Source organism: Oryzisolibacter propanilivorax (assembly GCF_900103645.1).
GTDB lineage: Bacteria > Pseudomonadota > Gammaproteobacteria > Burkholderiales > Burkholderiaceae_C > Melaminivora > Melaminivora propanilivorax.
On the sequence record NZ_FNHP01000002.1, the window covers coordinates 449,595 to 470,310 of the forward strand.

Genomic DNA, 20,716 nt, shown 5'->3' on the forward strand with positions numbered 1-20,716 from the left:
GCCGCGGCATTGGCTCAAAGCCACGTGGCAGGGCGCGCCGTGCCAGCGCGCACAACGCATGCAATGCCTGCATCCGCACCAGCCGATAAGGCACACACGCCGGCGGGTGCCGCAGCGGCATCGCTGGGTCCACCCTCGCCCACTCCGGGCGCCGTCTCATGAACCCCGTTGCCAACCCTGCTGAGCCGCTGGACCTGCTGCTGGTCGGCGCCGGCCTGGCCAACGGGCTGATCGCGCTGCACCTGGCCGCGCACCGCCCGGACGTACGCTTCGCGCTGCTGGAGGTGGGCGACGCGCCCGGCGGCAACCACACCTGGTCGTTCCACGACAGCGACCTGGACGCCGCCGGCCACGCACTGCTGGTGCCCTGCGTGGCGCACCGCTGGCCAGGCTATGGCGTGCGCTTTCCGCAGCGCACGCGGCGCCTGGCGGGAGGCTATGCCTCGGTGACGTCCGAACGCTTCGCCGCCGTGCTGCGCGAGCGCCTGGGGCCTCGGCTGCACTGCAGCGCCCCGTCCGCGCAGGTCGAGGCCACGCGCGTCGTGCTGCAGGATGGCCGCACGCTGCATGCGCGCTGCGTGCTGGACGGGCGCGGCGCGCGCGCCAGCGCGCACCTGGCGCTGGGCTTTCAATCGTTCGTCGGCCAGGAGGTGCGCACGCAGGCGCCGCACGGCCTGGCCGAGCCGGTCCTGATGGACGCCACCGTGGCGCAGCACGGCGCTTACCGCTTCGTCTACGTGCTGCCGCTGGCCGCCGACCGGCTGCTGGTAGAGGACACCTACTACGCCGACGGCGACGCGCTGGACGCCGCCGCGCTGCGCGCGCGCATCGGCGCCTACGTGCAGCAGCAGGGCTGGGCCATCGCCGAGGTGCTGCGCGAGGAGCGCGGCGTGCTGCCCATCGTGCTGGCCGGCGACGCGCAGGACTTCTGGGCCGAGTCGGAGGGCGGCGCAGTGCCGGTGGGCTTGGCGGCCGGACTGTTCCACCCCACCACCGGCTACTCGCTGCCCGATGCGGCGCGGCTGGCCGCGCGTATCGGCACGCTGCAGGACTGGTCTCACGCGCAGGTGCGCGCGGCAGTGCGCGCGCACGCGCTGGCCGCGTGGGACGATCGCGGCTTTTTCCGGATGCTGAACCGCATGCTGTTCCTGGCGGCCGAGCCCACCGAGCGCTGGCGCGTGATGCAGCGCTTTTATGGCCTGCCGGCGCCGCTGATCGAGCGCTTCTATGCCGCGCGCCTGACCTGGGCCGACCGGCTGCGCCTGGTCAGCGGCCGCCCGCCCGTGCCGCTGCTGGCCGCCGCGCGCGCCGCCAGCGCCACCGGACTGCGTGGCGCCCCGGCCACCCCACGGAGACACCCGGCATGACGACCCTTCCCCCCCACGCCCGGCGTGCCGTGGTCATCGGCGCCGGCTTTGGCGGGCTGGCGCTGGCCATCCGGCTGCAGTCCGCCGGCATCGCCACCACGCTGCTCGAAGCGCGCGACAAGCCCGGCGGGCGCGCCTACGTGTACCACGACGAAGGCTTCACCTTCGACGCCGGCCCCACCGTCATCACCGACCCGTCGGCGCTGGAAGAACTCTTCGCCCTGTCGGGCCGGCGGCTGGCGGACTATGTGGAACTGCTGCCGGTGGCGCCGTTCTATCGCCTGTGCTGGGAGGACGGCAGCCACTTCGACTACGCCAACGACCAGGCGGCGCTGGACGCGCAGATCGCCGCGCGCTGCCCGGCCGACGTGGCGGGCTACCAGCGCTTCCTGGCGTACTCGCGCGCGGTGTTCGACGAGGGGTATCTGAAACTGGGCACCGTGCCGTTTCTCACCTTCCGCAGCATGGTGCAGGTGGCGCCGCAGCTGGCGCGCCTGCAGGCCTGGCGCAGCGTGTACGGCACGGTAGCGCAGTTCATCCAGGACGAGCACCTGCGCCAGGTGTTTTCCTTTCACTCGCTGCTGGTGGGCGGCAACCCGTTCGCCACCTCGTCCATCTACGCGCTGATCCACGCGCTGGAGCGCGAGTGGGGCGTGTGGTTCCCGCGCGGCGGCACGGGCGCGCTGGTGCAGGGCATGGTGCGGCTGTTCCAGGACTTAGGTGGCACGCTGCGCCTGAACGCCCCCGTGGCGCGCATCGAGGTCGAGGGCCAGCGCGCCACTGGCGTGGTGCTGCAAAGCGGCGAGCGCATCGCGGCAACCCAAGTGGCGTCCAACGCCGACGTGGTGCACACCTACGAGCGCCTGCTGGGCCACGCGCCGCGCGGGCGGCAGGCGGCGGTGCAGCTCAAGCGCCGGCGCTTTTCCATGTCGCTGTTCGTGGTGCACTTCGGCTTGAAGTGCCCGCAGCCGCAGTTGCGCCACCACACGGTGTGCTTCGGGCCGCGCTACCGCGAGCTGATCCGGGACATCTTCCATGGCAACGCGCTGCCCGACGACTTTTCGCTCTACCTGCACGCGCCCTGCGCCACCGACCCGTCGATGGCGCCGCCCGGCTGCTCCAGCCACTACGTGCTGGCGCCGGTGCCGCACCTGGGCCAGGCGCCGATCGACTGGGCGGTGGAAGGCCCGCGCTTTCGCGACCGCATCCTGCAGTACCTGGAGGCGCGCTACATCCCGAACCTGCGCGCCGACCTGGTCACCTGCCGCATCTTCACGCCCGAGGATTTCCGCGACGAGCTGGGCGCGCACCTGGGCTCGGCGTTCTCGCTGGAGCCGCTGCTGACGCAAAGCGCGTGGTTCCGCACGCACAACCGTGACCGCGCCATTGGCAACCTGTATTTTGCCGGCGCGGGCACGCACCCGGGCGCCGGCGTGCCGGGCGTGGTCGGCTCGGCCAAGGCCACGGCGCGGCTGATGCTCGAAGATGTGGAAGGCGCGCCCGCATGACCGACGCCATCCAGCACCACGCCACCGAGGCCATCCGCCAGGGCTCGCAGAGCTTTGCTGCCGCCGCGCGCCTGCTGGAGCCTGCCGCGCGCGCCGGCACCGTGCGGCTGTACGCCTGGTGCCGGCACTGCGACGACGTGATCGACGGCCAGCAACTGGGCCATGGCGGGCGGCAGCAGGGGGTGGACAAGGACGACCTGCAGGCGGGCCTGGCGCGCATCGCCGCGCTGCGCGACCTGACGCGCCGCGCCTGCGCGGGCGAGCCCGTGGCGCACCCGGCGTTCGCCGGCCTGCAGCAGGCCGTGCGCGCGCACGGCATCCCGCTGCAGCTGCTGGAAGAGCACCTGGCCGGCTTTGCCATGGACGTGGACCCGGCCACGCGCTACGAGCGCATCGAGGACACGCTGCACTACGCCTGGCGCGTGGCCGGCGTGGTGGGCGTGATGATGGCGCTGGTCATGGGCACGAAGGAGGGCGCCCGCGTACCGCCCGAGGTGCTGGACCGGGCCTGCGACCTGGGGGTGGCCTTTCAGCTCACCAACATCGCGCGCGACGTGGCCGACGACGCGCGCGCCGGCCGCGTCTATCTGCCCGCGCAGTGGCTGCGCGAGGCCGGGCTGCCGGTGGACGACCCGCAGGCGCTGCTGCTGCCACGCCACCGCGCGGCGCTGGCCGGCGTGGCCGCGCGCTTGGTGGCGCTGGCCGAGCCGTACTACCGCTCGTCGCTGGCCGGCATCGGCGCGCTGCCGCTGCGCTCGGCCTGGTCGATCGCCACCGCGCGTGGCGTGTACCGCGAGATCGGCCGGCGCGTGCAGGCCCTGGGGCCGGCGGCGTGGGACACGCGCGTGGCCACCTCGCGCGCGGACAAGCTGCGCTTCATCGCCCGTGGCGGCGCGCTGGCGCTGCTGTCGCGCACCTGGCTACCGCCGGTGAGCGCGCCGCTGTCGTCGTGGCAGGCGCCGGCGCGGCCTTGCGCCGGCTGATCCATCGGCTCACGGACAGGTGGCATCTGCCGACGCGCCGGCGGGCTGCACGCCGGCGGTGCCGGCGTCAACGGCCGCGCGTGTCGGCCTGCGGCGGCCGCTGGGGTGGGGCCTGCCGCGGCTGCGCCCGGCGCTGCGCCTGCGCCGCCTGCAGTTGCGCGCGCAGCCGGGTGGGCGAGGGTGCCCACAGAAAGCCGAACGACACGCAGCCCTCGCGCCCGTGCACCGCGTGGTGCAGCCGGTGCGCCTGGTACAGGCGCTTCAAGTAGCCGCTGCGCGGCACCCAGCGCCACGGCCAGCGCTGGTGCACCAGCCCGTCGTGCGCGACGAAGTACAGCGCGCCGTACAGCGTCATGCCGGCGCCGATCCACTGCAGCGGCCAGCGCCCCGAGGTGCCCAGCGCGATCAGCACGATGGCCAGCGCGGCGAACACGAGGGCGTACAGGTCGTTGGCCTCGAACCAGCCGCTGCGCGGCGCATGGTGCGACGCATGCCAGCCCCAGCCCCAGCCGTGCATGACGTACTTGTGCGCCAGCCACGCGAAGGCCTCCATGCCGGCGACGGTGGCGAGGACGATGAGGGTGTTGGTGAGGAACACGGGCAGGGCAGGAAAGAGCCAGGCGCCATCGTACGCTGCGGCCGCAACGCCCTCGCTCGCCAGAGGCGCTGCCCCCAAGGCGCGGTCAGAGCTGCCGGTGCATCGCCGATGCGGCCATCGCGCCGCCGGCCATCGCCACGGTGATCTGGTTCAGACCCTGCGACACGTCGCCGGCCGCCCACAGGCCGGGCACGGTGGTGGCATGGTGGCGGTCGATCACCAGGTACCCATCGTCGTCGACCTGCGCGCCCAACTGCTGCGCCAGCGCGGTATGGATGTCCAGCCCGAGCGCGCAGTAGAGCGAATCGCACACCGTCTCGCGCGCGCCATGGCGCACCGTGATGCGGTCCTCCCAGTGACGGATGCCGTCGATCGGCTCGTCGGCGCAGGCGATGCCGGCTTCCGTCAGCCGGCGGCGCGCGGCGGCATCCAGCGCGGCGGCGCCTTGCTCCATGAACAGCGTAACGTGCGGCGTGAAGTGCCGCAGATACAGCGCCTCGCCCACGCCGGCCTCGCCGTCGGCAATGACGCCCACGGCCTGGTCGATCACCTCGTAGCCGTCGCACACCGGGCAGTAGCGCAGCACGCCGGCGCGCAGCGCCTCGAGCACGTACGGCATCGCCGGCGGGATGTCGGTCACGCCGGTGGCCAGCAGCACCTGGCGCGCACGCACCGACCCATCGGCCCAGCCGACCTCGAAGCCGCTTCCGTGCCGCTGCACCGTGCGCACCTGGGCCGTGACGCTATGCACGGGGTAGCGCAGCGTCTGCTCGCGCAGCATCGCCAGCAGACTGGTGCCGGTGACGCCCTCGGCAAACCCAGGATAGTTGTGCGTGCGCGGAATCTTGGACAGCCGGCTCTGCGCCGCGTCGAGCAGCACCACCGAGCGGCGAAAGCGCGCGAGGTACAGCGCTGCCGTCAGCCCGGCCGGGCCGCCGCCGATGACGATGGCATCGACTTCGGCGGGCAGGGCGGCGGCAGGCGCCGCTGTCGCCGCAGACGCCTCTGCGCCGTCGGCGCTGGGGATGGAGGGGGCAGAGTCGGTTGTCATGGCGGTTCCCGCTGCGAACGGCTTGCAGGGCGCTAGGCGCGCTGCAGCAGGTCCTGCACTTCCGGGTGCCGCTCGGCCCAGCGGGCCATGAAACTGCACACCGGCTCGACCCGCAGGCCTTCGCGCCGGGCCGTATCGAAGGCGTGGCGCGCCAGTTGGGAGCCCACGCCGCGCCCCTCGAATGCGGGCTGAACCACCGTATGCGGCAGCGTGAGGGTGCCGCCCGTGCACCGGTAGTCGGCAAACCCGGCGAGCACGCCGTCGTCGCTGCGGGCTTCGAAACGCCCCTGCTGTGGGTGGTCGGATACGGTGTAGTGGCGCATGGCGGTCCGTGGAGAGGTCGGGTCAGGGCAGGCGAGACTATGCGAGTGTTCTACGCTGGCCGTGTGGGATGACAGCGCAATCCGCTGGAAACCGGCCCGATCAGTTTCCAGGCCCAGAGAGCAGTGCCGGGTCATCACGCTGAACCACTGAAACCGCCGTGGTGTTGCGCGTGAACGAAACCACATGGGAAAGTCGAACCGTGGCGCGGCTTTCCCCGGAACTCAGCGGCTTCTTACCGCACGTGCGACCGTTCGGTGCGGCAAGCAACCCATGCCATGAAAGTTGCAAGCCCATCGCTGCACCCATCTTCCACAGTTGCCCACCTCTGGCCCAATGGCGGCATGCGCCGCCGCGCCGCCATCGCCGCGCCACGCGCGCCAAGAACTACCCAATACCCTCTCATGAAAACCATCGACGAGATGCTGCACCTGGCCTTGCTGACCTCCGACCAGCACCACCAGATCAGCGCCTGGATCGCCCACGCCGATTCGCCCGAAGACATCCTGAACATGCCCCCGCTGCTGTGGCAGGCGCTGGAGCGCGCCAGCGCTGTCATGGGGATCGACAAGGACCTGCTGCGGCCGCCGACCTTCGAGGCGGGCGACGGGGCCGCTTGACCGGCCTTTCGGCCACCGGGCCTGGGCCGGCCGGTGGACAGTGTCCTGACAGGCTGCGCAGGACCAGCGCCAGCCTACGGGCACCCAGGCACGTTGCGGCGAAAGACAAGCAGGCGGTTGTTGGCGGGCATGGCGTGGTCGTCCTCCAGGCGCAGGCCGTGTTGCGAGGCCAGGGCCACGACGTCTTCGGCATCGCGCAGGCCACTCTCGGGATCACGCGAACGCAGCCAGGCATCGAAGGCGCGGTTGCTGTCGCTGGTGAACGCGCCGCCGTAGTTGAAGGGGCCGTACATCGCCAGCACCCCGCCCTCGGGCAAATGCCCTCCCACCAGAGCAAACAAACGCTGCACCAGCGGCCACGCCACGATGTGCGCGGTGTTGCTGGTGAACACCGCATCGAACGCACCCTGCGGCCAGTCACTGGCGCGCAGGTCCAGCAGCACGGGTGGCAGCAGGTTGGGCGCCGGGCGGTGGGCCTGCCAGGCGCGGATGCCTGCGTGGTGCTCGGCCAGGTCGCTGGTCTGCCACATGAGGTGCGGCAGGCGCCGCGCGAAGTACACCCCGTGCTGGCCCGTGCCGGAGCCGATTTCCAGCACCCGGCGGCGGTCTGCGAATGCCTGCGCGAGGACGGAAAGGATGGGCGCCTGGTTGTTTTCGCAGGCTTGGGAGAAGGGCAGGTCGGGTGGCTGAATGGCGGGCATGGGGCAACGGTTGTTGGCTTCGAACCAGCCTTGGTTCGGCGGGTGGCGCGCTGCGCGGCAGACCCATCTGTGCGTGACCTCCTGATACGCCAGCCAAGCGGTAGCCATCATGGTGAAGGTGATGGCCAAGCCAGGAGGAGGTAAGCGCGGAACACGGCAGGTACGAGACCGCAGGCGGCCAAGTTTATGCTTCACCTTCCAATACAAGACATGCAAATCCGCACCGCAGTACCAGGCGTTGCCGCTGCGTGGGTTTTCCCAAAACACAACACCAGGGAGGGGCGCGATGGCCGCCGGTATCCGCCAGCTCAGCGAAACCGACATCTGCGACCGCTTCATCACGCCCGCGCTGCAGCGCGCCGGCTGGAGCGTGCAGCAGCACATCCTGCGCGAATACACGCTGCGCCCCGGCCGCATGGTGGTGCGTGGCCAGCAGGCACAGCGCGACAGGGCCACCATCCTGCGTGCCGACTATGTGCTGCTGCACAAGCCCAACCTGCCCCTGGCCGTGCTGGAGGCCAAGGATGCCGGCCATGCCCCGGGCGCCGGAATGCCGCAGGCGCTGCGCTATGCCGAACTGCTGGACGTGCCGTTTTGCTTTTCCAGCAATGGCGCAGGCTTCGTCTTCCGCGATGCCACGCTGGCCGATGGCGTGCTGGAGCGCACGCTCAGTGCCGACGAGCTGCCCTCGCCCGCGCAGCTGTGGGCCCGCTACTGCGCCTGGAAAGGCTGGACGGCGCCCGAGCAGCAGATCGCCGCCAGCGACTACGCGCCCAGCAAGACACCGCGTTACTACCAGCTCAACGCCATCAACCGCACCGTGCAGGCCATCGCCCAAGGCCAAAAGCGCGTGCTGCTGGTCATGGCCACCGGCACGGGCAAGACCTACACCGCGTTCCAGATCATCTGGCGGCTGTGGAAGAGCGGCGCCAGGAAGCGCATCCTGTTCCTGGCCGACCGCAACATCCTCATCGACCAGACCATGGTCAACGACTTTCGTCCGTTCAAGGGCGCCATGGCCAAGCTCAGCCCGCATGCCAAGGGGATCGAGCGCGTCGGTGCCCAGGGCCAACCGGCGGTCGAGGACGTGGCCCTGCCGTGCACAAGACCACCAAGCAGGTGGACAAGAGCTACGAGATCTACCTGTCGCTCTACCAGGCCGTCACCGGCACCGAGGAAGAGCGCGACATCTACAAACAATTCAGCCCCGACTTCTTCGACCTCATCGTCGTCGACGAATGCCACCGGGACAGCGCCGCCGAGGACTCGGCCTGGCGCGACATCCTGACCTACTTTGCCAGCGCCACGCAGATCGGCCTGACGGCCACGCCCAAGGAGACTGAAGCAGTCTCCAACAGCGACTACTTCGGTGTGCCGCTCTACACCTACAGCCTCAAGCAGGGCATCGAGGACGGTTACCTGGCGCCCTACAAGGTGGTGCGCGTGGACCTGGACCGCGACACCTTCGGCTGGCGCCCGCACGAGGGCATGCGCGACAAGTTCGGCCACCTGATCGAGGACCGCATCTACACCGGCGCCGACATGAACCGCAAGCTGGTCATGGAGCAGCGCGACGCCGTGGTCGCCGGCAAGATCACCGAATACCTCAAGGCCACCGACCGCTACGCCAAGACCATCGTCTTCTGCGAGGACATCGAGCACGCCGCCCGCATGCGCCAGGCGCTGTCCAACGCCAATGCCGACCTGTGCGCGGCCCAGCCCAAATACGTGGTGCAGATCACCGGCGACAACGCCGAGGGCAAGCGCGAACTGGACAACTTCATCGACCCGGAGAAAACCTACCCGGTCATCGCCGTCACCTCCAAGCTCATGAGCACCGGCGTGGACGCGCAGACCTGCAAACTCATCGTGCTGGACCAGACCATTAAGTCCATGACGCTGTTCAAGCAGATCATCGGCCGCGGCACCCGGCTGCGCGAAGACCTGGGCAAGCGCTGGTTCACCATCCTGGACTTCAAGCGCGCCACCGAACTGTTTGCCGACCCACAATTCGACGGCGAGCCGGTGCAGGTGCATGAGCCCCGCCCTGACCAGCCGCTGGCGCCGCCCCCACCGGCCGAGCTGCCCGGCGCCAGCCCGCCCGCCAGCGGCTGGCCCGACGACCCGGCGGCCACCGTGGGCCTGCTGCCGGCCGATGACGAGGCGCCGCGCAAATACACCGTGGATGGGGTTGCGGTTGGCGTGGCGCGCGAGCGCGTGCAATACCTGAACGCCGAAGGCAAGCTCGTCACCGAGAGCCTGCGCGACTACACCCGCATCAACCTGCGCAAACAATACGATTCGCTCGACCAGTTCCTGCAGACCTAGCAGCAGGCTGACCGCAAGGCCGCCTTGCTGCACGAGCTGGAGGGCCAGGGCGTGCTGCTGGACGCCCTGGCCGCCGAGGTCGGCAAGGAGCTGGACCCGTTCGACCTGCTGCTGCACGTCGCCTACGACCAGCCGGCGCTGACCCGCCGCGAGCGCGCCCAGCGCGTGCGCAAGCGCAACGTCTTCACCCAGTACGGCCCGGTGGCGCGCAAGGTGCTCGACGCCCTGCTCGACAAATACGCCGACCAGGGCATCACCACCCTGGAGAGCGACGACGTGCTGCGCCTGCAGCCGATCAGCCAGCTGGGCAGCCCCGCCGAGCTGGTGCGCAGCTTCGGCGGGCGCCCGCAATACCGGGGCGCGCTGCAGGCCCTGGCCCGCGAGCTGTACGCCCCGCCTGCTGCGTAAACTATCAATTCAATAGCTGGAGGCCCTTATGGAATAAGGGCTGAGGCCCGATTTGGCTTAAAAAATGTCCAACCTCACCCCTGTCATCAAATCCATTCAGGACGTCATGCGCCAGGACTCCGGCGTCGATGGCGACGCCCAGCGCATCGGCCAGCTCACCTGGCTGCTGTTCCTGAAAGTCTTCGATGCGCTGGAAGAGGAACTCGAACTCACCCGCGACCACTACGCCAGCCCGCTGCCCGAAGCACTGCGCTGGCGCGCCTGGGCCGCCGACGCCGAAGGCATGACCGGCGACGCACTGCTCGACTTCGTGGACCAGCAGCTCTTCCCCGCGCTCAAGAACCTGCCCGCCGACCCGCAGCGCAACCCGCGCGGCTACGTGCTGCGCAGCGTGTTCGAAGACGCCTACAACTACATGAAGAGCGGCCACCTGCTGCGCCAGGTGGTCAACAAGCTCAACGCCATCGACTTCAACCGCCAGGCCGAGCGCCACCAGTTCAACGACCTGTACGAGAAAATCCTGCGCGACCTGCAAAGCGCCGGCAACGCCGGCGAGTTCTACACGCCGCGCGCCGTCACCCAGTTCATGGTGGACATGACCAACCCGCAGTTGGGCGAAAGCGTCATGGACCCCGCCACCGGCACCGGCGGCTTCCTGGTCTGCGCCATCGAGCACCTGCGCAAACAGGTGCACAACGCCGAACAGGAAGCCGTGCTGCAGAACAGCATCCGCGGCGTCGAGAAAAAACAGCTGCCGCACATGCTGTGCGTCACCAACCTGCTGCTGCACGGCATAGAGGTGCCCAGCCAGATTGCGCACGACAACACCCTGGCGCGCCCGCTGCGCGACTATTCCAACGCCGACCGCGTGGACGTCATCCTCACCAACCCGCCGTTTGGCGGCATCGAGGAGCCGGGCATCGAGCAGGGCTTTCCCGCCGACGTGCGCACCAAGGAAACCGCCGACCTGTTCCTGGTGCTCATCCAGCACCTGCTCAAGCCCGGCGGCCGCGCTGCCGTGGTGCTGCCCGATGGCTTCTTGTTCGGCGAGGGCGTCAAGGCGCGCATCAAGGAGCAGCTGCTGCAGCACTGCAACCTGCACACCATCGTGCGCCTGCCCAACGGCGTGTTTGCGCCCTACACCGGCATCAAGACCAACCTGCTGTTCTTCACCAAGGGCCAGCCGACCCAGCACATCTGGTACTACGAGCACCCGTACCCCCAGGGCGTCAAAACCTACAACAAGACCAAACCCATCCGCATCGACGAGTTCGACGCCGAGAAAGCCTGGTGGGGCAACGAGGCCGACGGATTCGCCGCCCGAGTGGAAAACGAGCGCGCGTGGAAGGTCGGCATCGACGCCATCCGCGCCGCCAACTGGAACCTCGACCAGAAGAATCCGCATGTCGGCGAACAGCAAAGCCACGACCCCGAAGTGCTGCTGGCCGACTATGCCCGCCTGCAGGCCGAAGCCCAGGCCCTGCGCGACGAGCTCAAGGGCATCCTGGCGGAGTGTTTGAATGCCAAAACGGCCGCTGGCGCTTGAAGGGCAAGGGCATGCTGCTATCAAATTTGGATGTGCTGGCTACTGCGCCCGGTGGCGTCGCCAAGCTGCGCGAACTCATCTTGACCCTGGCCGTGCAAGGCAAGCTGGTGCCACAGGACCCGGCCGATGAACCGGCGGGTGTGCTGCTGCAGAAGATTCGGGCGGAGAAGGATCGGCTGATTGCCGAAGGCAGGATCAAGCGGGACAAGCCGCTGGCGGAGATAGCGGAGGAGGAGAAGCCGTTTGAGTTGCCGCAGGGGTGGGAGTGGGCGCGGCTTGGAGCGGTGGTTAACGCCAGTGAAGCGGGCTGGAGTCCTACCTGTATTGGGTCTCCCCGTCGCCCCGGCCATTGGGGTGTTTTGAAGGTCAGCGCAGTCTCTTGGGGGAGGTTTGACCCGACAGCCAATAAGGAACTCCCCTCGGAGCTGGCACCCAAGCCTGAATGCGAGGTCAAGGATGGCGATTTCCTTTTGTCTCGGGCGAACACTGCTGAACTCGTTGCGCGATCAGTGGTGGTCGGAGTGGCGGAGCCTCAGCTCATGTTGAGCGACAAGATCATTCGGTTGGCGGTTTCCAGCCAGATGAGTCGTGCCTTTCTCAATATGGTGAACAACGCAAGCTATTCGCGTAAGCACTACGCGGCGAATGCGTCTGGCACCAGCAGCTCAATGAAAAACGTATCGCGTGAGGTGGTGCTGGCTTTGCCGGCCCCGCTCCCACCCCTCTCCGAACAATCCCGCATCGTCACCCGCGTCGAAGCCCTCATGCGCCTGTGCGATGCGCTGGAGGCCAAGGGCCAGCTGGAGGCCACGGAACACGCCCAACTGGTCAGCACCCTGCTGGGCACGCTCACCGCCAGCGCCACGCCCGAGGAGCTGGCTGACAACTGGCAGCGCGTGGCCCAGCACTTCGACCTGCTGCTGGACCGCCCCGAAGCCATCGACACCCTGGAGCAAACCCTGCTGCAATTGGCCGTGCGCGGCCTGCTCGTGCCCCAAGACCCCACCGACGAACCCGCCAGCGCCCTGCTGCAAAAAATCCGCGCCGAAAAAGACCGCCTCATCGCCACCGGCCAGATCAAACGCGACAAACCCCTGCCGCCCATCACCGACGAGGAAGAGCCGTTTGAGTTGCCGGTGGGGTGGGAGTGGGTGCGCGTCGGTGACGTTGTAGAGCTACTCAACGGTTACGCGTTTAAGAGCGAGTGGTTCAAACCAGCCGGAGTTCGGCTTTTGCGCAACGTGAACATCAGTCATGGTCACGTTGATTGGTCTGCGCCGGTCATGCTTGATGCAGTTGCCGCGCAGAGTTATGAGCAGTTCGCTCTACACGTGGGGAACATCGTTCTTTCGCTAGATCGTCCCATTATCTCCACGGGCCTGAAGTACGCAGTCATTCGAGAATCTGACTTGCCGTGCCTACTGCTCCAGCGGGTAGCTCGACTCACCGCATCTGCCTGTTTATCGCCCGAGTTTCTGCAGCTTTGGCTCCAGTCGGATTTGTTCGTGGGCACTATCGACCCCGGTCGAAGCAACGGGGTGCCACACATATCGACGAAGCAGGTGGCGGGGCTGGCTTTCGCCCTCCCTCCCCTTGCCGAACAATCCCGCATCGTCACCCGCGTCACCGCCCTGCGCCGCCTGTGCGCCGACCTGCGCCAGCGTCTGGCCGAACGCCAGTCCGTACAGGTTCGCCTGGCAGATGCGCTGGTGGCGTCCGTGGCACGATAGCCCGTTCTCTCTAAAAAATTACCACCATGGTAAATATGGTCGTCGTCTCAGAGTACAGTCTGAATCCTCCAGCGGATGCCCAGGGACGCACCAAGATCGCCCAGGGCCCCCTCTACGCACTGGCGCGGGTTCAGCAGCTTGCAGCGGCTGGAAGCCTGAATACCTGGACCAGCCGTTGCGACAAGACGGTGTATGAGTTGTTCGCAGGGGATCTCGAAGCTGTGGCCGATCTCTTAGGGCATCTGCGCTCCACCGACTACCGTGACTCCGAGTGGTGCACCAATGGACGCAATGCCTGGGCAGCCTGTGACGCCTATGCGCTGCGCCGTGTGGAATGGGTGGCCACCGCGAGCAAGGAGATGGGCGTTGAATATTTTGTGAAGTTTGCAGTGGGCAAGACGGGGCAACTGTTGTTGCTGGTGTCGTGCCATCTGTCTTGAAGGAGAGCCGACATGGAAAACAAGGCGCTGTGCGCCATTTGTGGCGAAGGCCACGTCACCGCGCTCACCCGGGCGGTGGAAACGCAATACAAAGGCGCCAAGGCCCTGCTGCCCATGCACTACCAGCAGTGCGACACCTGCACCTCGGACTACGCGGGCATGGCGGAATCCAAGCTGAACAAGCGCATCGTGATGGCGTTCCGCAAGCAGATCGACGGTTTGCTGACCGGCGATGAGATCGCGGCGCTGCGCAAGCAATACCGGCTCACCCAGGCGCAGGCCGCCCAGCTGTTTGGTGGTGGGCCGGTGGCGTTCAGCAAGTACGAAAACGACGATGTGGCCCAGTCCGAGGCGATGGACACCTTGCTGCGCCTGGTGCGCCGCAGCGCCGAGGCATTCTGGGCGCTGGTGGAAGAAAAGGGCCTGCAGGCCGAGTTCACCCAGCAGCGTGCAAGCGTGCGTTCCAGCATGCAGGTTGCTGCAAACGTGGTGGCGTTCAAGAGGGTGCCAGTGCATCCCGGCGCGCCTGACCCGCACTACCGCCCCCGGGAGTTCCGCAGGTTCGACCAAGGAGCCGTTTCATGTCCGCGTTGACCGTTCATCGCCCGGTGCTTCGCAGCTTCCGTGTGCTCGCCTGCCAGGGCGACAACCGGGGCGAAGCCGCTGGCGTGGCGATGCGGCTGGATTTTCAGCAAGAGATCGAATTTGGCTTGGCCGTTCCCGAGGTTGCAGGGGCGCCGCTGATGGTGGGCGTCAAGATCAAGCTGGAGACAGTGGCCACCAACCACAACGATGCCAGCGACGTCGCCCGCTACAGCAGTGAGTACGAGGCGCGGTTTTATTACCCGGCAGGCGTGACAGAGGATGCCGTTGCGCCGCTGCTGGATGACCACGACTACCAGTACGCCCTCATCGCACAGGCTTACCCTTTGGCCATGACGCACCTACGCCGTGAGCTCCAGGCCATGGGGCTGGACGCGCGCGAATTGCCCCTGGGCTTGCCCTAGCACTGATGCAGGGCGCCGGTGCTTGCCGCGCGCATGATCCGCCAAAGAAACGGGCCAGCAAGTGTGTCTTGCTGGCCCGTTCTGTTGGATGCGGCAGGTGAACGCTTACACGTCCACGTTCACCGCCCTGAGCGCATTCGTTTCGATGAAATCCCGCCGCGGCTCTACCTCGTCGCCCATCAGCATCGTGAACACTCGGTCCGCCTCGATCGCATCGTCGATCTGCACGCGCAGCAGGCGCCGCACTTCCGGGTCCATGGTGGTTTCCCACAACTGCTCGGGGTTCATCTCGCCCAGGCCCTTGTAGCGCTGGCGCGCGGTGGTGCGCTCGGCCTCGCGGATCAGCCACTGCATGGCTTCGCGGAAGTCCTGTACCTTTTCCTCGCGCTGGCGCTCACCCTCGCCGCGCGTGGCGCGGGCGCCTTCGCCGATCAGGCCGCGGAAGCTCTCGGCCGCCTCGGCCAGCGCGGCGTAGTCGGCGCCCTCGACGAAGTCCTGCGTGATCAAGCTGCTCTTCACGTTGCCGTGGTGGTGCCGGCTGATGCGCAGCACCGGCTTGTCGCTGCGCGCGTCGAACTCGCCGGCCACCTCGGCCGGCACGCCGCTGGTGCCACCCTCGCGCAGCCATTGCTGCAGGCGCACGGCGCTGGCCTCGGCGTCCTCCACCGTGTCCAGCTTGATGGCCACGCCGTCGGCAATCGCGCGCAGCGCCTCCTGGTCCATGAAGGCCGACAGGCGCTCGATGATGTGCTCGGCACGCTGGTGGCGCTGGGCCAACTCGGCCAGCTCGTCGCCGGCGATGGTGCGGCCGGCGTCGCCGCCGGTGTGCACCGCCGCGTCGCGCAGCGCCACGCGCAGCAGGAAGCTGTCCAGCGCCGCGGCGTCCTTCAGGTACAGCTCTTCCTTGCCGTTCTTCACCTTGTACAGCGGCGGCTGGGCGATGTAGATGTGGCCGCGCTCGACCAGCTCGGGCATCTGGCGGTAGAAGAACGTCAGCAGCAGTGTGCGGATGTGCGCACCGTCCACGTCGGCGTCGGTCATGATGATGATGCGGTGGTAGCGCAGCTTGGCGATGTCGAAGTCATCGGCGCCGCTCTTGGCCTTGCCGTTGCCGCTGAAGTCGTCCTCGCTGGCCTTGCCGATGCCGGTGCCCAGCGCGGTGATCAGGACGATGATTTCCTGGCTCGACAGCAGCTTTTCATAGCGCGCCTTTTCCACGTTCAGGATCTTGCCGCGCAGCGGCAGGATGGCCTGGAACTTGCGGTCGCGCCCCTGCTTGGCGCTGCCGCCGGCCGAGTCGCCCTCGACGATGTAGATCTCGCACAGCGACGGGTCCTTTTCCTGGCAGTCGGCCAGCTTGCCGGGCAGTCCCATGCCGTCCAGCACGCCCTTGCGGCGCGTCATCTCGCGCGCCTTGCGCGCGGCCTCGCGGGCACGGGCGGCCTCGACGATCTTGCCGCACAGGATCTTCGCGTCCTGCGGGCGCTCCTCCAGGTACTCGGCCAGCAGCTTGCCGACGATGTCCTCGACCGGCGCGCGCACCTCGCTGGACACCAGCTTGTCCTTGGTCTGGCTGCTGAACTTCGGCTCCGGCACCTTCACCGACAGCACGGCGCACAGGCCTTCGCGCATGTCGTCGCCGGTCACTTCCACCTTGGCCTTCTTGGCCAAGTCGTTCTGCTCGATGTACTTGCCGATCACCCGCGTCATCGCCGCGCGCAGGCCCGTCAGGTGCGTGCCGCCGTCGCGCTGCGGGATGTTGTTGGTGAAGCACAGGACCTGCTCGTTGTAGCCGTCGTTCCACTGCATGGCCACCTCGACGCCGATCTCGGTGCCAGGGATGCCGCCGTAGGTTTCGGCCGGGCGGGTGCCGGTGGCGTGGAAGGGCGTGGGGTGCAGCACCTTCTTGGTGCCGTTGATGAACTCGACGAAGCCCTTGACGCCGCCAGCACCGGAAAAATCGTCTTCCTTGCCGGTGCGCTCGTCCACCAGGCGGATGCGCACGCCGTTGTTCAGAAACGAAAGCTCGCGCAGCCGCTTGGCCAGAATCTCGTAGTGGAACTCGTTGTTTTCCTTGAAGATTTCCGTGTCGGGCAGGAAGCGCACCTCGGTGCCGCGCTTTTCCGTCGGGCCGACGACCTTCATGGGTGAGACTTCCTCACCATGAACTTCCTCGATGAGGCGGTTTTGCACGAAACCGCGCGAGAAGTCGAGCTGGTGCGTCTGCCCATCACGGCGCACCGTCAGGCGCAGGGTTTTCGACAGCGCATTCACGCACGACACGCCCACGCCGTGCAGGCCGCCCGAGACCTTGTAGCTGTTTTGGTTGAACTTGCCACCGGCGTGCAGCTCGGTCAGGGCGATCTCGGCGGCCGAGCGCTTGGGCTCGTGCTTGTCGTCCATCTTCACGCGCGTCGGGATGCCGCGGCCGTTGTCCACCACCGACAGCGAGTTGTCGGTGTGGATGGTGACCAGGATGTCGTCGCAGTAGCCGGCCAGCGCCTCGTCGATGGAGTTGTCCACCACCTCGAAGACCAGATGGTGCAGCCCGGTGCCGTCGGACGTGTCGCCGATGTACATGCCCGGGCGCTTGCGCACCGCCTCCAGCCCTTCCAGGATCTGGATGGCGCCTTCGCCATAGCCCTCGCCGGGCGCGGCAACGGCGGTCGGCGGCGTCTCGTCGGCACCGAACAGGGGCTCGTCAGGGGCGTGCGGGTGGTGCTCTGCAGTCATGAATTTCTAGCCAAAATGGCCGCTAGCCCATGTGGAACACAGGCTCGCAGCTATCAAAAAAATAGCAATCTCTCACAAGGACAGCCCTGGCAGATCCGCTGCGCACCAGGCGCGACCACAGCCAGTGGCCGCCGTGCAAGAGCCGCCCCGCAGCGCTGGCGGCGTCCCCCTTCCGCCGCGCCACGCGCGGCGAGAGAAGGGGGAAGGAACGCAGCGACACAGAGGGATGTCCTAGATCCTCATCGGCATCACCACGTACTTGAACGCATCGTTGCCGGGGATGGTCATCAGCACTGAGCTGTTGCCGTCGGCCAGGTCCATGGTGACCATGTCCTGGCCCATGTTGGCCAGTGCGTCGATCAGGTAGGTGACGTTGAAGCCGATCTCGATGGTCGGGCCGCCGTAGTCGATGTCCAGCTCGTCCACGGCTTCCTCCTGCTCGGCGTTGTTGCTCGACACGCGCAAGCTGCCCGGCTCGATGTTCAGGCGCACGCCCTTGAACTTGTCGCTGGTCATGATGGCCGTGCGCTGCAGGCTGGCCAAGAGCGGCGCGCGCCCCAGCGTGATGCTGTTGGGGTGGTTGCGCGGGATGACGCGGTTGTAGTCGGGGAACTTGCCCTCGACCAGCTTGGTGACGAACTCCATGCCGCCGAAGGTGAAGCGCGCCTGGTTGTTGGCGAACTGCATCTCGATGGCGCCGTCGGCGTCCGACAGCAGGCGCTGCAGCTCCAGCACCGTCTTGCGCGGCAGGATGACCTCCTGCTTGGGCACTTCCACCTCCAGCTGGCTGCTGGCGAACGCCAGGCGGTGGCCGTCGGTGGCCACCAGCGACAGGGTGTTGCCCTCGGCCACGAACAGGATGCCGTTCAGGTAGTAGCGGATGTCCTGCACCGCCATGGCGAACGAGACCTGCTGCATCAGGCTCTTGAGCACCTTCTGCGGCACGCTGAAGGCCGGGCCGAACGCGGCCGACTCCTGCACCAGCGGGAAGTCCTCGGCCGGCAGGCTGGTCAGGGTGAAGCGGCTCTTGCCGCCCTTGAGGATCAGCTTGGCCTGGCTCGATTCCAGCGCCACGGTCTGGTCGGACGGCATGGTCTTGAGGATGTCGATCAGCTTGCGCGCGCCCACGGTGGTGGTGAAGTCCCCCGCGTCGCCGCCCAGCTCGGCGGTGGTGCGGATCTGGATCTCCAGGTCGCTGGTGGTGAATTGCAGCGCGTTGCCGGTCTTCCTGATCAGCACGTTGGCCAGGATGGGCAGCGTGTGGCGGCGCTCGACGATGCCGGCCACCGCCTGCAGGACGGCCAGGACCTCGTTTTGGGGAGCCTTCAGGACGATCATGACAAGTCAACCTCGGTGTGGGTGGGAAGGGGGTGCGCGGGGCCCGCTCCAGGGGCCGAAGGCAACGGGGGATTTTGCCTGCGAAGCATGGCGTTTCGGGTCAGCCCTTGAGGGTCTGTTCCAGCACGTGCAGCTGCTGGTTCAACTCGGTCAGCTGCTGGCGCTCGGCGCCGATCTTGCGCACCGCGTGCAGCACCGTGGTGTGGTCGCGGCCGCCGAACAGCTCGCCGATTTCGGGCAGGCTTTTCTGCGTCAGCTCCTTGGCCAGGTACATGGCGATCTGGCGCGGGCGGGCGATGCTCGCCGGGCGCTTCTTGCTGTACATGTCGGCGACCTTGATCTTGTAGTAGTCGGCCACCGTCTTCTGGATGTTCTCGACGCTGATCTGGCGGTTCTGGATGGACAGCAGGTCGCGCAGCGCCTCGCGCGCCAGCTGGATGGACACTTCCTTCTGGTTGAAGCGGCTGTACGCCAGGATCTTGCGCAGCGCGCCTTCGAGCTCGCGCACGTTGGAGCGCACGTTCTTGGCGACGAAGAAGGCCACCTCCTCGGGCATCTCCGAGCCCTCGCTGCGCGCCTTGTTGATCAGGATCGCCACGCGCATCTCCAGCTCGGGCGGCTCGATGGCCACCGTCAGGCCCGAATCGAAGCGCGAGACCAGCCGCTCGTGGATGTTCGCCAGGCCCTTCGGATAGGTATCCGAGGTCATGACGATGTGGCTCTTCTTGGCGAGCAGCGCCTCGAAGGCGTTGAAGAACTCCTCCTGCGTGCGGTCCTTGTTGGCGAAGAACTGCACGTCGTCGATCAGCAGCAGATCCAGCGAGTGGTAGCGCGCCTTGAAATCGTCGAAGGTGCGCCTTTGGTACGACTTGACCACATCCGAGACGAACTGCTCGGCGTGGATGTAGAGAACTCGCGCGTCGGCACGGTCCTGCAGCAGCCGGTTGCCCACGGCGTGCACCAGGTGCGTCTTGCCCAGGCCGACGCCGCCGTAGATGAACAGCGGGTTGTACAGATGCCCGGGCGAGCCGGCCACGTGCATCGCCGCCGACCGGGCCATGCGGTTGGCCGTGCCCTCGACCAGGGTCTCGAAGGTCAGTGCCGGGTTCAGCCGGGTGCGAAAGGCGCCAGCCGCGCTGTCTTCTGCCGGGGCGGGGGGCGCGATCAGGTCGGGGGCGGTCGGTGCGGGCGCCGCGGCGGGGCGCACATAGGTGCGCACCACGCTCTCGCGCTGCGCTAGTGCCAGCTCCAGCGTCACCGGCTGGCCGTACAGGTCCTGCAGCAGCGCGGTGATGCGGCCGGCGTACTGCGCGCGGATCCAGTCGAGCTTGAAGCGGTTGGCCACCAACAGGGTGACCTTGGAAAAATCGGGCGCGACCTGGGCCGCGAGCGGCTTGATCCAGGTGTTGAACTGCTGTTCGGGCAGCTCCTGCGCCAGCAGCTCGGCGCAAGCCTGCCACAGGCCCTGGCCTGCGCTGGCGCCGTCGAAATCGTCAGGGGAGGACAAGGGTTCCTCGTGCATCAAAAATGGCCGTTGTAGTTGTGGATAGAGGAACGCAAGGGAACGGGAAATTCTACCTTGTCAATAAGTTATCCACAACGCGGCGGGACTTGTCCAAAGCACCCGCGGCGCCCACGGGCATTGCCAGCGCCGCGCGCGCCTGCAATAATCGCCGGTTTCCCTGAAATGCGTTCAGGGTAGCTATAGGCCTGGGTGAGCGGTTTTCCTTGCGGTGCGGTGTTGCGCCAAGGGGTGCGCCGGCCCGGCTTTTCGCGCTTTCCCGGCCGATGTGCCCTGCCGCCTCGTCGCGGCAGCCCAGGCCGGCGGCAGCGCCCCATCACTGCACCCTTTCAAGGACCGAGATCATGAAACGTACCTACCAGCCCTCCAAGACGCGCCGCGCCCGCACCCACGGTTTCCTGGTGCGCATGAAGACCCGCGGCGGCCGCGCCGTCATCAACGCCCGCCGCGCCAAGGGCCGCAAGCGCCTGGCCGTCTGAGGCCGGCGCCCGCTGCCCCGGTGTGCGCCGTGCCGG

17 protein-coding genes and 1 pseudogene are annotated in these 20,716 nt (G+C 67.6%); 11 read left to right on the forward strand and 7 right to left on the reverse strand.

From position 1 onward, the window contains the following. Nucleotides 1-158: 158 nt before the first annotated feature. Genes crtY through BLQ61_RS04785 form a run of 3 tightly spaced genes read left to right on the forward strand, consistent with a single transcriptional unit; the run spans nucleotide 159 to nucleotide 3,858 of the window. Nucleotides 159-1,367, forward strand: coding sequence for a lycopene beta-cyclase CrtY (gene crtY / locus BLQ61_RS04775; protein ID WP_091567209.1), 1,209 nt, complete (start codon nucleotides 159-161; stop codon nucleotides 1,365-1,367). Beyond that, nucleotides 1,364-2,875 carry a phytoene desaturase gene (locus BLQ61_RS04780; protein ID WP_091567211.1) on the forward strand — a complete coding sequence of 504 codons (1,512 nt, stop codon included), beginning with the start codon at nucleotides 1,364-1,366 and terminating at the stop codon, nucleotides 2,873-2,875. The genes crtY and BLQ61_RS04780 overlap by 4 nt, the downstream gene beginning before the upstream one ends. After that, the gene (locus BLQ61_RS04785) at nucleotides 2,872-3,858 is read left to right on the forward strand and encodes a phytoene/squalene synthase family protein (protein ID WP_091567213.1); all 987 of its coding nucleotides are present in this window, start codon (nucleotides 2,872-2,874) and stop codon (nucleotides 3,856-3,858) included. The genes BLQ61_RS04780 and BLQ61_RS04785 overlap by 4 nt, the downstream gene beginning before the upstream one ends. Before the next feature lie 67 nt (nucleotides 3,859-3,925). On the opposite strand, the gene BLQ61_RS04790 is transcribed toward BLQ61_RS04785, so the two are convergent. The 3 genes from BLQ61_RS04790 to BLQ61_RS04800 form a co-directional block, all read right to left on the reverse strand. Further along, a complete protein-coding gene (locus BLQ61_RS04790) occupies nucleotides 3,926-4,456 on the reverse strand; it encodes a sterol desaturase family protein (RefSeq protein ID WP_245703835.1) in 531 nt (176 codons plus the stop codon). An 85-nt stretch (nucleotides 4,457-4,541) separates the two neighbouring features. Next, on the reverse strand, nucleotides 4,542-5,507 hold the full coding sequence (locus tag BLQ61_RS04795; protein ID WP_091567215.1) for an NAD(P)/FAD-dependent oxidoreductase: 966 nt from the start codon (nucleotides 5,505-5,507) through the stop codon (nucleotides 4,542-4,544). Between the two features lie 32 nt (nucleotides 5,508-5,539). Beyond that, the gene (locus BLQ61_RS04800) at nucleotides 5,540-6,016 is read right to left on the reverse strand and encodes a GNAT family N-acetyltransferase (protein ID WP_342672226.1); all 477 of its coding nucleotides are present in this window, start codon (nucleotides 6,014-6,016) and stop codon (nucleotides 5,540-5,542) included. 216 nt (nucleotides 6,017-6,232) lie between these two features. Between BLQ61_RS04800 and BLQ61_RS04805 the strand changes: the two genes are divergently transcribed. Continuing rightward, nucleotides 6,233-6,448, forward strand: a complete 216-nt coding sequence (locus BLQ61_RS04805; RefSeq protein ID WP_091567219.1) for a hypothetical protein — start codon at nucleotides 6,233-6,235, stop codon at nucleotides 6,446-6,448. Between the two features lie 74 nt (nucleotides 6,449-6,522). On the opposite strand, the gene BLQ61_RS04810 is transcribed toward BLQ61_RS04805, so the two are convergent. After that, nucleotides 6,523-7,149: a DUF938 domain-containing protein gene (locus tag BLQ61_RS04810; RefSeq protein ID WP_091567532.1), complete on the reverse strand. Its 627-nt coding sequence runs from the start codon at nucleotides 7,147-7,149 to the stop codon at nucleotides 6,523-6,525. 286 nt (nucleotides 7,150-7,435) lie between these two features. Between BLQ61_RS04810 and hsdR the strand changes: the two are divergent. The 6 genes and pseudogenes from hsdR to BLQ61_RS04840 all read left to right on the forward strand — a co-directional run bounded on the left by hsdR (nucleotide 7,436) and on the right by BLQ61_RS04840 (nucleotide 14,608). Beyond that, nucleotides 7,436-9,885, forward strand: a pseudogene (gene hsdR / locus BLQ61_RS04815) (EcoAI/FtnUII family type I restriction enzme subunit R). Between the two features lie 64 nt (nucleotides 9,886-9,949). Next, nucleotides 9,950-11,431, forward strand: coding sequence for a type I restriction-modification system subunit M (locus tag BLQ61_RS04820; RefSeq protein WP_091567221.1), 1,482 nt, complete (start codon nucleotides 9,950-9,952; stop codon nucleotides 11,429-11,431). An 11-nt stretch (nucleotides 11,432-11,442) separates the two neighbouring features. Beyond that, nucleotides 11,443-13,161, forward strand: a complete 1,719-nt coding sequence (locus BLQ61_RS04825) for a restriction endonuclease subunit S (protein ID WP_091567223.1) — start codon at nucleotides 11,443-11,445, stop codon at nucleotides 13,159-13,161. A gap of 26 nt (nucleotides 13,162-13,187) precedes the next feature. Next, nucleotides 13,188-13,601, forward strand: a complete 414-nt coding sequence (locus BLQ61_RS04830) for a hypothetical protein (RefSeq protein WP_139182712.1) — start codon at nucleotides 13,188-13,190, stop codon at nucleotides 13,599-13,601. 12 nt (nucleotides 13,602-13,613) lie between these two features. Then, a complete protein-coding gene (locus BLQ61_RS04835; protein WP_091567227.1) occupies nucleotides 13,614-14,195 on the forward strand; it encodes a type II toxin-antitoxin system MqsA family antitoxin in 582 nt (193 codons plus the stop codon). Next, nucleotides 14,183-14,608 carry a hypothetical protein gene (locus BLQ61_RS04840; protein ID WP_139182713.1) on the forward strand — a complete coding sequence of 142 codons (426 nt, stop codon included), beginning with the start codon at nucleotides 14,183-14,185 and terminating at the stop codon, nucleotides 14,606-14,608. The genes BLQ61_RS04835 and BLQ61_RS04840 overlap by 13 nt, the downstream gene beginning before the upstream one ends. Nucleotides 14,609-14,713: 105 nt before the next feature. Here the strand turns inward: BLQ61_RS04840 and gyrB are convergent, their stop codons facing one another. The 3 genes from gyrB to dnaA form a co-directional block, all read right to left on the reverse strand. After that, on the reverse strand, nucleotides 14,714-17,341 hold the full coding sequence (gyrB, locus tag BLQ61_RS04845; RefSeq protein ID WP_091567231.1) for a DNA topoisomerase (ATP-hydrolyzing) subunit B: 2,628 nt from the start codon (nucleotides 17,339-17,341) through the stop codon (nucleotides 14,714-14,716). Nucleotides 17,342-17,572: 231 nt separating this feature from the next. Beyond that, nucleotides 17,573-18,679 (reverse strand): DNA polymerase III subunit beta, encoded by a 1,107-nt coding sequence (gene dnaN / locus BLQ61_RS04850; RefSeq protein WP_091567233.1) that lies wholly within the window; start codon nucleotides 18,677-18,679, stop codon nucleotides 17,573-17,575. A 100-nt stretch (nucleotides 18,680-18,779) separates the two neighbouring features. Beyond that, a complete protein-coding gene (gene dnaA, locus BLQ61_RS04855) occupies nucleotides 18,780-20,201 on the reverse strand; it encodes a chromosomal replication initiator protein DnaA (protein ID WP_091567235.1) in 1,422 nt (473 codons plus the stop codon). A 344-nt stretch (nucleotides 20,202-20,545) separates the two neighbouring features. On the opposite strand from dnaA, the gene rpmH reads away from it, so the two are divergent. Then, the gene (gene rpmH / locus BLQ61_RS04860; RefSeq protein WP_005798102.1) at nucleotides 20,546-20,680 is read left to right on the forward strand and encodes a 50S ribosomal protein L34; all 135 of its coding nucleotides are present in this window, start codon (nucleotides 20,546-20,548) and stop codon (nucleotides 20,678-20,680) included. Nucleotides 20,681-20,716 lie beyond the last annotated feature (36 nt).